At 44.2% G+C, this 11,390-nt stretch carries 11 protein-coding genes; 6 read left to right on the top strand and 5 right to left on the bottom strand.

Going from position 1 to position 11,390, the window contains the following annotated elements; all coding sequences use genetic code 11:
- Positions 1-972: class I SAM-dependent rRNA methyltransferase (locus CXF82_RS15600; protein ID WP_257982800.1), on the bottom strand; the 972-nt coding region annotated here is incomplete at its 3' end.
- A gap of 180 nt (positions 973-1,152) precedes the next feature.
- Between CXF82_RS15600 and CXF82_RS15595 the strand changes: the two genes are divergently transcribed.
- The gene (locus CXF82_RS15595) at positions 1,153-1,746 is read left to right on the top strand and encodes an esterase/lipase family protein (protein ID WP_101093530.1); all 594 of its coding nucleotides are present in this window, start codon (positions 1,153-1,155) and stop codon (positions 1,744-1,746) included.
- Here the strand turns inward: CXF82_RS15595 and CXF82_RS15590 are convergent.
- Both CXF82_RS15590 and CXF82_RS15585 read right to left on the bottom strand, forming a co-directional pair.
- Entirely contained in the window at positions 1,743-2,402 is a 660-nt protein-coding gene (locus CXF82_RS15590) for a GAF domain-containing protein (RefSeq protein WP_102044516.1), read from the bottom strand. The genes CXF82_RS15595 and CXF82_RS15590 overlap by 4 nt on opposite strands.
- A 152-nt stretch (positions 2,403-2,554) precedes the next feature.
- On the bottom strand, positions 2,555-3,505 hold the full coding sequence (locus CXF82_RS15585) for a helix-turn-helix domain-containing protein (protein ID WP_101093532.1): 951 nt from the start codon (positions 3,503-3,505) through the stop codon (positions 2,555-2,557).
- Between the two features lie 203 nt (positions 3,506-3,708).
- Between CXF82_RS15585 and CXF82_RS15580 the strand changes: the two genes are divergently transcribed.
- The gene (locus tag CXF82_RS15580) at positions 3,709-4,590 is read left to right on the top strand and encodes a hypothetical protein (protein WP_101093533.1); all 882 of its coding nucleotides are present in this window, start codon (positions 3,709-3,711) and stop codon (positions 4,588-4,590) included.
- 72 nt (positions 4,591-4,662) lie between these two features.
- Here the strand turns inward: CXF82_RS15580 and CXF82_RS15575 are convergent, their stop codons facing one another.
- Together CXF82_RS15575 and CXF82_RS15570 are read right to left on the bottom strand one after the other, a co-directional pair.
- Positions 4,663-6,009, bottom strand: a complete 1,347-nt coding sequence (locus CXF82_RS15575) for a sensor histidine kinase (RefSeq protein WP_232775163.1) — start codon at positions 6,007-6,009, stop codon at positions 4,663-4,665.
- Positions 6,003-6,692: a response regulator transcription factor gene (locus CXF82_RS15570; RefSeq protein ID WP_101093534.1), complete on the bottom strand. Its 690-nt coding sequence runs from the start codon at positions 6,690-6,692 to the stop codon at positions 6,003-6,005. The genes CXF82_RS15575 and CXF82_RS15570 overlap by 7 nt, the downstream gene beginning before the upstream one ends.
- A gap of 129 nt (positions 6,693-6,821) precedes the next feature.
- On the opposite strand from CXF82_RS15570, the gene CXF82_RS15565 reads away from it, so the two are divergent.
- From CXF82_RS15565 to CXF82_RS15550, 4 genes are all read left to right on the top strand, one after another.
- Positions 6,822-7,874 carry a glycosyltransferase family 2 protein gene (locus CXF82_RS15565; protein ID WP_102044515.1) on the top strand — a complete coding sequence of 351 codons (1,053 nt, stop codon included), beginning with the start codon at positions 6,822-6,824 and terminating at the stop codon, positions 7,872-7,874.
- Entirely contained in the window at positions 7,874-9,283 is a 1,410-nt protein-coding gene (locus CXF82_RS15560; protein WP_102044514.1) for an ArnT family glycosyltransferase, read from the top strand. The genes CXF82_RS15565 and CXF82_RS15560 overlap by 1 nt, the downstream gene beginning before the upstream one ends.
- The gene (locus tag CXF82_RS15555; protein WP_101093537.1) at positions 9,265-9,705 is read left to right on the top strand and encodes a GtrA family protein; all 441 of its coding nucleotides are present in this window, start codon (positions 9,265-9,267) and stop codon (positions 9,703-9,705) included. Before CXF82_RS15560 ends, CXF82_RS15555 begins: the two co-directional genes overlap by 19 nt.
- A gap of 114 nt (positions 9,706-9,819) precedes the next feature.
- The gene (locus CXF82_RS15550; RefSeq protein ID WP_102044513.1) at positions 9,820-11,343 is read left to right on the top strand and encodes an FG-GAP repeat domain-containing protein; all 1,524 of its coding nucleotides are present in this window, start codon (positions 9,820-9,822) and stop codon (positions 11,341-11,343) included.
- Positions 11,344-11,390 lie beyond the last annotated feature (47 nt).

Below are 11,390 nucleotides of genomic sequence, written 5' to 3'. Positions count from 1 at the left end.
GCAATCGAGCCATGCATGGTGGGTCACCTGACGCCCTTGTTTTTCAACGCAGCGCACTAAACTGTCAAACCAAGCTTGGCGGTCAACTTTAGCGACATTGTTACAGCACACTATGGTGCCACCGGGCTTAGTGGTTAGCATTGCCGGCTTAAACAAGCTCTGGTAATCATTAATGAGATCGACAATGCCAAAGGCGCTTTTGGCGTATCTTGGTGGGTCTAAAAAGACCAAATCAAATTGGGTGGCTGCCAGTTTGGGATAGGCGGGTAGTTTTTGATTCCTGCGTCCGCTGACTTTCAAACCTGCCAGCTGTCTTAAGGCAGGAAATGCATCACTTTGAATAAACTCACAGACATTTTCAACGTGGTTGAGTTGCGCATTTCTTTTGCCCGCAGCCAATGCGAATGAGGAAAAATCGATATTAACAACCCGTGTTGCGCCGCCAACGGCGGCAGCGGTGCCAATACCGCAAGTATAAGAAAATAGATTGAGTACCGTACGATCCTGACTGTGTGATTTTACATATTCACGGCCAATGCGCATGTCCAAAAACAGCAGTGGATCTTGGCCTTCATGGCGCAATTTACTGCTGAACAACATACCATTTTCCTGCATTTGCTGTTCACTTGTCGCGAAAACTTCATTGTCATCACTTAAGCTATTCAGTACGCGGGAATTCTTGTTGGAGCGGTCATTATAAATGACCGGTAACATTGACTCTTGGATCAGCTGAACTGTTATTTGGCTAAGCTCATCTTCAGTCAATGCTTGGTGAAAACTTTGGATCAGCCATGCATTGCCATAGCGATCAATATTGAGGCCATTGATGCCCTCTACCGTACCGTGAAATATTCGATAGCAATCGGTTTCGTTTTGCTTTGCATTCGCTAAAAATTGAGTTCGTTTGCTAATGGCAACACTCAAAGCTTGTGATACTGACTGGGGAGTAGGGTTCGATGGACTTATCGACATAAATACAGGGCTCATTTGAAATAAAGGCAGATGGGACGCCGCTAATAATAGCAAAGTTAGCGCAATAAATATCGTTACCGAAAGCCGAGTAGTGTTTTAGTGGCTTTATTAAGTGTGAGTGGTATTTGTTAATATGGATTGCTACGCTTGAGGCGTGAGACCTGACCAACAGAGGTGTTGATGAAAATTGTGTTAGTACATGGCATTTTTAATACCGGGTATGTGATGCGCTGGATGCAGCAACAATTTACGCTTGCAGGCCATGAGTGCTTTTCACCCACGATTGCTCCGTTTGATGGACGTTTGGGTATTGAGCACGCTGCAGCCAACTTAAAGCGGCAGATTGAGCAAGAGTTTGGCCTTGCGGAAGAGATTGTTGTCATCGGTTTTAGTATGGGCGGCATCGTGGCACGTTATTATTTACAGCTTTTGGGGGGAGCTGCAAGGGTAAGGCAGTTTTTTAGCTTATCGGTGCCTCATGCGGGCAGTATCTGGGCCTATTTGCCATACCCATCAAAGGGCGTTAAACAATTACGCCCTAAAAGCGAGCTGTTAAATGAGCTGCGCGCAACAGAACATATCCTTGAAAATGTTGAACTTTACTCTTACAGAACCCCTATCGATTTTACTATTGTGCCTAATTCGAGCTCCATATGGCCAGCGGCTGAGAATAAGTCATTTTGGATAGTACTGCATTTGACGGTGATATTTAGCCACAAAATTGTGGCAGAGATAAACCGCAATCTCGCATCGCAAGGGGCTGATAGGGATTAAAGCGAGTGTTGCTGATTGAGAGTTGCGACGGCATCGTTACTTAAGCTGTCTACTTTATCGGTTTTCAGATCCTTGTAGGTTCGTTCAAATGCATCCAGTCGCGCTTGTTTTTGCAGTTGATCAAATTCAAACGATTTTTTATGTAATTGTTGGATTAGCCGTTGATTATCTTGAACTAATTGTGCCTGTTGATAGACACGTTTGAGGTCAGTTTCAACGACTAATTTAAATCGAGTCAGCAATTGTTTGGTGGGGTTATCGAACAGCATCGGTTGCGAGTCAAGCATACAGATGGTGCCAAAGACATCACCATTGGGCCAACTCAGTGGTAATCCTAGATAGGCTATCATCCCCAGTTTTATATCGGGATTATTCGACCAATGAGGGTCTTGGGTGGCATCGTTAACCGTGAGCAGTTTCTTTCCGGTGATCACTGATTCACAATATAACCCCATGCCCAAGCGTTCGCGTTCTTTAGCTCTGTATGGGTTGTGGGGAGTATTGCTGCTAATAAAAACTTCAATCTCTTTAGGGTAGGTTCGCATGATGAGAGTTGCAGGAATTTGAGATATTTCAGATATTAAGTTAACCATCTCTTGCCAGCTTTGGCTTATGTCTTGGTGGATGTCGATATTCTGAGTGTCGAGAGTAACCATATCTATCTTCCTTTTTAAAGCCTCACTTGCTAACAGTAAGGCAATTTCATGCAGTCCTCATACTATTTAAGTTGGTTTCTACCTAAAATCAACTTGGTAAACTAAAAAGATGAACTAAAAAAATGAAAAATGAGGTTTCAGGAACATAATCATTATTTGCTGTTTCGAATAAGGTTGATAAACAAAGGGCTGGCGATTAATACCTGACGTTGAAGTTCAAATGAGACATAGCTGCGGCGTTTGCCTTGGTATTTAGCACCTTGCAAACGTTCGCTTAATATCTCACCTGTATTAACGACAACACCGCCGAGAAAATCCATTAGTTTGATGCCTATATCAGACCGCGCTTTGTAGCCAAACGAAGTGTTTACTGGGTTCTCGACTAAGGTAAAGAGCAGTTGCGCGACGAAGTCCTCGGACACATGCGCCCCGCCTAAATAGGTGCTTAACATGTATAGGCAACCAGGTTGCTCTGCAGCAATTAAATGTGCCGGAGTTAGCTCATTGTCATTAAGCTTGCCGTGCAGTAATTGCTCAAATGTTTCTTCGGTAACTTTAACCATAAATATATGGCCGGCGAGCAAGCCGTTGACTTGGTAAAACGACACTTCCGTTGAATCTACCGCCGCTAATGACTTGATAAAGGACTGACTCCATTTTTCCCGTCCACGGCTAAGGTTGGTGTGATAATTGGCTATCCAGCTATACATTTGCGGTGCTTCATCAGCCTGTTTGCAGAGTTTGTCGAAGCTAACATTGTCTGCAGATATATAGGGGTGAGCCCCCATAACATGGTTGTAGTTTAACTGTTGCTCCATCATTTTATTGAATGCATCAAGTGACGGCAGTTGTTTTAATTCAAAGCTGGGATCGCATAAAAGCGTGTGTGGTTTATCACCAAAATACTCCATTAGCGCGACTTGCCTGCGCAGGTTCGGGCTGACTTTGCCACGTTCCCAGCGACTAATGGCTAGTGAGTCGACGTCTGCAAACAGGTCATTGTTGCTAATCAGTGCTGATGCTAACGCTTCTTGAGATAACTGTGCTTGAGCACGTCGCTGAGAGATGTAATCAGCAATCCCGGCAAAATTATCTGACTTCATAACGTTTCCCCATATTCTTAATTAAATCGTAGCAGCGATATCCACCTAGGCATCGGATTATTATTTTTTCGTCGCCATGCCCTAATACTGCAACTGCATTGTTGGTTTAATAGTGACCAATGCATTACCGCGTAACCTTAAGTTAGCAGTTATTACTGATTAGGGTTAATTGCAACATACATGTTCATTTGAGGAAATACACTATGCCTAGCAATATCATATCTACCGATTTAGCTTCTTTAAATGCAGACCCTAGCAATACTCGAACGGTAAATAAGTTTGCTAAAGTGGCGCTGACGACCTTGTGTCTAATGGCACTAACCGCTTGTGCAAGCGGTGATGGTATGGGGGAAGATGGTCGCGATAGTAATCGCGGTATGAAAACCGGTGCCGCAGGTGGTGCCATTCTAGGCTTGGCGATGGGCGCAGTAGCGGGTGATGCAGGCATGGCCTTAAAAGGTGCCGCTATCGGCGCTGCAGCGGGTGGTGTGGCGGGAGCGGGCGCTGATTATGCCAATGATAGAGAAGATTACCGTAATGAAAATGCAACTAAGAGCATTAACATTAACGGTTTGCCTGGAACTCAAGTTGGAGTGGCTAGTCAGGCCCCGGCAACACCACAAAATTGGGACCGTTTAGATACTTTTAGCGGCCAATGGCAAGTTAATATCTGGGCCTTAGATAGCCAAGGAAAAAGAGTTGAAGCCACGGGGGTTGCACAAGGGGGGTTAAGTAAAACAACCGCGGCTACCTTGTCAGTTGAAAATCTGGCGGTATCTGGCGTTAAGCAAGATTTAACCGGGCAAGTTGAACTGTCTTACTCGCCTGAGCTGGGTTATCAACTACAAACTGACTTTAACGGTAATAAGAAGCTGAATTTTTCGGGTGAGTATCAACCACAGTTGCAACGTTATAACTACTATCCTGTTGGTGTGAATGGGCAAACTTACTCAGGTAATGAACGTAGTCAGATGCGTATTGAACTGAGATTTGCGGGTAAAGATGTATTTTTAGTCGACAGCTACGCAGTGGTGGATGGGCAAGAGGTACAAATACAGTCTTACCGTTTCACCCGTCAAGGATAAGTTTCAATACCGATTTAAACTATAGCGCTAATGGCAGTGAGTTAGCGCTATAGTTTAGCTTAACACTGAGCATTACAATGTTAATTGTGGAAAGGTTAATTGTGCGCTGCAGCCTGTGGGTTGCATATTGGATAAGTTGAACTGCCAGTGGTAGCGTTGACACAGGCTATCGACAATCAACAAGCCAAGTCCGTGACCATGTTCATTTTCTTGTTCTGATTCGGTAAGCCCGCGACCTTTGTCGGTGATGACTATCTCATGACGATTGATTGATATTGTGATCTCTCCAGAGTTACTTGCATTAATGGCATTGCTGATGACATTAGTCAGTAGCATGCGCAGTACTGCGGGGGCCGGTTTTATGACTGGAGCTTGCTCAAAGTTAATGCTGATATTAATACTTTTACTATTAGCCAGCCCTTGTAGCGGTTGAATTATTTGTTGCACTTCGGCTAAAGATAGAGATCTTGGCGGATTGCTTCCGGTTGCTCTTTCTTGTTTAACTAAATTTAGTAGGGCATCAATAGTGTGCTGCATATCAAGGGCTGCACGTTGGATACGACCTCGTTGACGTGCTTGAAACTCGAGAGCGTTGTTTTGCTCTTGCAGTTTTGCAGCGCCGCTGATCACGGTCAATGGCGTTCTCAGTTCATGGCTGGCATAACGAGCAAAGGCTTGCTCCTGCTTCATCATCATCTCATTTTGTTGTCGATAATGGTTCAGGCTATCGGCAAGCTCACGAAATTCAGCCGCCGATTGGTCTGAAACACTAAAGGTTTTGTTGGACTCTGTTGATTTTAATTGCCGACTTAACTGCTCTACGGGCTTAACTAGGCGGCGGCTCAGCTTATGGATAGCAAAGCCAAACAAGCCAAAGAGTACGCCGATAAAACAAAGCACAAACAGATTAATAGCGGTCCATTCAGTGTCACTCAATTCAACATTTTCGGTTGGCATAATCAGAAACAAAGATTTCAGTTGGCCATCGAGTAAAAATTCTCCTCTATAGAGAAAAATCTCTTCTCGGCTATGTGCTCCCTCTGCGCTTAAAGGCGACAACGCGACTAACTCATGCAAAAATCCAACCTGATTATTGTTATAGATCTCACCATTAAATCCGATAGGAAAATCGCCTAACTCACCATATTTCTCTGGAATTAATTCTAGAGAGTAAAAAGCTTGCACGTGCATACCGATATCTAAGGGTTGTTTGGCCCCTTGCTGGAATAAGCTAATGGCGTAGGGGGCACTCGTTTCAAGTTCGTGTTGATTAACTTCATCTTCAATCCATTGCATCAGTCCAAGCATCGATAGGTAAATTGTCAGACCGATCATTATTGCAATAGCACTGAAATACCACATCAACTTATGCGGTAGGCTTGAGGCTGAAGAGACCTTATTAAGCAGCTTGTTTAGCAAAGTTCCTCTCCAAGCTGCAGTCTAAAGCCTATTTTTGGTACTGTGGCTAGCATGGGCTGTTTAAAAGGTTTGTCGAGTTGATTACGCAGTTGGTACATATGGCTGCGTAAAATATCATTGCTGGGTGGCGATTGTCCCCAGATCTCTTCAATTATCATCTCTCGCTTAACCACATTTGGCGCATGTTTCATCAGCAGTAACAATATTTGATAGGTGGTTGGTGTGAGTGCTAACCGCATCTGTTGACGATAAGCTTGGTGCTTAGCAATATTAAGTTCGACATCGCCGAATGTGAGACTGCCTTGTGCTACTTGGCCACGGTGACGTTTTATTAGTGCTTTGACACGGGCATCGACCACGTCGAGATCGAAAGGTTTACCAAGATAGTCATCGGCACCGCAGTCAAAACCACTCAGTAGATCCGCTTTGTTATCCAGTGCCGTTAACATCAGAATGGGGGTGGTACAACCAAGCGACCGCAATGCCTTACATAGGCTTAGGCCATCGAGTTTAGGCAGCATTAAATCTAATAAGATGGCATCAAAGTCAAATGCTTGCGCGAGTGACAAGCCTAGCTCGCCATTATCTGCGAAATCAAGTTCAGCGCCTTGAGCCTCAAAGTAGTCTCCAAGAATGCCCGCAACGTCTATGTTGTCTTCAATAATGAGTAGTTTTAGTGTCATCGTTAAGCGATTAATCAGTCAGTTAGTTGTACCCACTTTAGCACTATTTTTGTCGAAAAAATGTCAATGACATTTTCTTCACCTCAATAGCTGCATGCTACTGGGAAAATATATCGAGTAGGATGTTTCATGCCATATTCCCATGCGAACCCAAGTGCTCACAACGCTGAAATATGTTTGTCAGTCATTGTGCCACTGTTTAATGAATCACAAATGATAGCGCCATTAATTTCGCGGCTAACGGCGGTATTATCTGAGCTTGATGAAAGCTCTGAAATTGTTTTTGTTGATGACGGTAGTAGTGATGACTCTTGGCTGCAGGTCAGCCAATTACCTTTGGCCGACAATGAATATCAATGCATCAAATTGAGCCGTAATTTTGGTAAAGAGGCTGCAATGTCGGCGGGTATTGAGCATGCCAGAGGCTTGGCGGTCATTATGCTTGATGCCGACTTACAAGATCCTCCAGAGCAAATCCCATTAATGCTGGCGCAGTGGCGTGCCGGATACGAAATCGTCAATATGAAACGACGAAAGCGCCTAGGTGAAACCTGGTTTAAGCGTTTTTCTGCGGCTTGCTTTTATCGATTGATGAATTGGCTTTCTGATTCGCCGGTGCCGGAAAATGTCGGTGACTTTCGTTTAATGAGCCGTCAGGTTGTCGACAGTATTAAAGCATTGCCTGAGCGTAATCGATTTATGAAAGGTTTGTTTAGTTGGCCTGGTTTTTCACAAAAAACCTTGGAGTTTGACCGTGATCCTCGCTTTGTGGGCGAAACGAAATGGAATTACAGCAAGCTATTTGGCTTAGCAATGGATGGCATCACTTCTTTCAGTTTTAAACCGTTGCGTATTGCTACCTGGTGTGGCGTGTTTACTGCTTTTAGTGCCTTCGCTTATGGTGGTTGGGTGGTAACTAAAACGCTTGTATATGGTGACACCGTTGCCGGTTACCCCTCAATGATGGTGGTGCAACTTGGCTTGGCGGGTATTCAGCTGTTGGCATTAGGGTTAATTGGCGAGTATCTAGGGCGAGTATTTGTGGAAGTTAAGCAACGGCCACTTTATTTCATCGAAGAGGTCGCTTATCGGCGGTCAGTTTCACAGCTAAAGCCTAGCCGTCAGCAGCAAGGTGACGAGGTTGCGGTACAAAGCAATATCAGTTACTTGGAGGCTAATTGATGCAAGCTTTGAGTTCTGCGCAAAAAAGCTTGGCTGTGCTGTTGCTGGTGGTATTGACTCGATTATTGCTACTGCCTTGGTATCCGTTAATGGATACCACGGAGGCTCGATATGGTGAAATGGCGCGTTTGATGGTGGAAACCGGTAATTGGATCACGCCGTTATTTGATTACGATGTGCCGTTTTGGGGAAAACCCCCACTGCATACTTGGATGAGTGCAGTGTCTATTTTGGGCTTTGGTGTCTCTGAGTTTGCAGTGCGTTTCCCGCATTGGATTGCTGCCATGCTCACCTTAGGTGTGGTGGCACTTTTTGCTAAAAGGCTACGTTTACCAGTGTTGCCAATACTCATTATTTTAGCCTCAACAGTGGTGTTTATTGTTAGCGCGGGTGCTGTGATGACCGACATGGCATTGACCTTAGGTTTGACGATGGCAATGGTGGGGTTTTATCTGTGTTGGCAAGGTGAAGTTCGCTGGGGCTACTTTGGCTTTGTGGGTCTTGCGATTGGCTTACTGGCGAAAGGCCCTGTTGCCTTGGTTATTTTCGGCATTGGCACTGGATTATGGCTACTGTGGCAGTATGGATTGATTCGACCGTGGCTCCTTTTATGGCAGCGGGTTCCCTTGATTAAAGGAACCATATTAATGCTACTGATTGCCCTACCTTGGTATGTTATTGCTGAAAATACCACGCCGGGATTTTTAAGTTATTTCATCGTCGGTGAGCATTGGTCAAGATTTGTTGATAGTGGTTGGCAGGGGGATCTTTACGGCACTGCACACGATCAAACTCGCGGTACCATTTGGCTGTATTTTATTGTCGCGGCCTTGCCTTGGTCTTTGTTTTTACCGCAAGCGCTTTATAAAGTGATTATTGAAGCGCCAAAGAGAAGTGATGAAGATAAAGCGTTACAGGGCGCAGGTTTCGCGAGTTACCTTGTTTGCTGGATGATAGCGCCTATGGTGTTATTTACCTTTGCAGGCAACATATTACCGGCTTATGTGTTGCCTGGGATCCCAGCATTGGCGATATTGATCGCTTTTGCTTGGCGCCATACACAAGTGCCAATGTTGCATCGAATCGCACTGGCTATTACTGCGTTATTGATCATCGCAGTGGGTGTTATTCATTTCGACGCAGGAAAGAATAAAAGTGAACGTTGGTTACTGCAGCAACGACAAGTGGACCTTGCTACTTATTACTGGGGCAAAATACCATTTTCTGCACGCTTTTATACTGCAGGCAAGGCTGAAAAAATCACCTCGTTAACCGATGTAAATCAGAATGAAAATCCATTTTATCTCTTTGTGCAACACTCCAAAGCCGATGATAGTCGTTTTGTAAATTGTGATGAGATTGCCAGCAATAAAGATAGAGGCTTACTGCTTTGTCGTCCCAGCCGATAGGTTTACTGAGTCAGTACTGGCGTAAGTACCAACAAGAAGGGCGCTTCTTGTTGGTCGGTGCTAACGTATTTGTTGCTGATGCGGTGTTATTTTACCTGTTATTTGAAACGTTTGGTTTACCCCTGATATGGGCGAGAGTAGGGGCATTTTCCGTCGCGGTAGTGTTGTCGTGGTTTGCTAACCGTTGTTGGACTTTTAGTGATAGGCAACAAGCGGCTAAAAGTCGGCAATTAATAATGTCTGTTTTAGTCTCGAGCATGGCGGCGGTCGCTAATCTGTCTGTTTTTTATTTGATATCACTGTGGCTTGGTCAATCGCTGTTAGATACCGCATTAGCCTTTAGTGTGGGTGTATTAACAGGTTTAGTACTCAATTGGTTTGGCGCCAACTTTTGGACTTTTAGATCGCTAAATATCGATTAATGCCGTTTATTGAGGGTGATATGTTACAAACTGTTAAATTTGCTTTTACTCTTAGCCTAAAACCGATAGCTTGAATCATTGTACTTTTGTTATCGCTAATGGAGTAAATCAAACATGGAATCGGTTTTAAAAGGCTTGGGTATTGGATTAGTGGTATTAGGGGGCCTTGTCGCTCAGCCTGCTGAAGCAAAGTCAGCGTCTAAATTGACGCTGACAGAAACGACATTGAATGCGCCTTTTAATTTGACGCACCCTATAGTGTCGGCCGATCTGTTACCTGCAGCAGGTAAAGAGTTAGTCGCCTTTGGGATTGATGATTTGAGCCAGCGCTGGATGGCTGTTTATGCGTTAGAAAGCGGTAAGTATAAGCTGGCGACTAAATTCGAATTGCCCCAAGCCCTGCACTCGTTCGATATTACTGAGTATCAAGCAGGTAAACGCCAACAATTGTACTTTTTATCGCAAGATGAACTGCTACTTTTTCAGCCTCAAAAAGACACCGCCAATGCCGAATTAATCTCATTAGCTGATATCAATTCTTTATCCTTTAAATCCCGCCCAGATTATTTAAGTCGAGGCGAATTTATCGCGGATTTAAATGGCGATAAACAAGACGATATTTTGATCCATGATTTTAATCAGGTACATCTATTTATTGCTGATAACGGTGAATTTAAGCAGCAAGTGTTGCCGATTAAACCGCAGTCTAGATTGTTTGAAGATGGCGCCACATATACCCAGTCCAAACTCTATGCTAGCGATATTAACCTTGATGGTTTAGTCGACATTGTCAAAATTGGAGAAGGAGAGTTAGAGCTTTATCGACAAACAAAAGACAAGATGTTTCACCCCATTACAGAGTTTGTGTCAGTACGCCAACCTATAAGTGGCATTGACTGGTGGAATAAGCGTGATGCCTATGGTGAGCAGCTCGACCAAAGTGAGTTGGTGTATCGCAAAGTGGAAGAGCTTAAGGACATCAACAACGACGGCATTACTGATCTGGTGGTGCGCTATACCAAAAGCTCAGGTGTATTTGATAGATCCAACGACTATGAGGTCTATCTCGGTGAAAGCCAAAAGGGCAAGTTGGTGTTCCCGAAGCTGCCTAGCAGTGTTGTTAAAGCAGAGGGCACATTAACGGGGCTACAGTTCGTTGATATTGATAGTGACGATAAAGTCGAAGTGATGGTGGCTGGGTTTGATATCGGCGTATCACAGATTATCGGTGCATTGCTTTCTGGCAGTATCGATCAAGATGTTCATTTGTTTAAAATGGATGAACAAGGACGCTTTGCTGAAGAGTCAAATGTCAGTAAAGAGGTTGAACTCAACTTTAGTTTAAGCTCAGGCCAAAGTGGCAGTCCAGTGGTCAAGTTAGCAGATCTTAATGGCGATGGTTTGAAAGATTTAATGCTATCTGATGACGAAGACACCTTAAGAGTCTATTTCGGTCAAGCTGGTTCACGCTTATTTAGTCGTGATGCAGAAAAGCACGATTTAAAGTTGCCTATTGATGGCGGGATGCTGCAAAGCGACGACCTTAATGGCGACGGTAAAGAGGACATCTTAATCAAATATGGTAAGCAAGATGATAAAGCATTAGCCAACCAATTTAGAGTGTTCTTCGCTAGCTAAATAATTCTTGAGGGGCAGCGAGTTGCTGCTCCTTTACGCTCATTTGG

The sequence above is a fragment of the Shewanella sp. GutDb-MelDb genome, assembly GCF_002836075.1.
GTDB lineage: Bacteria > Pseudomonadota > Gammaproteobacteria > Enterobacterales > Shewanellaceae > Shewanella.
The sequence above is the reverse complement of the archived record's forward strand: the minus strand, read 5'-3'. Positions and strand labels throughout refer to the sequence as shown.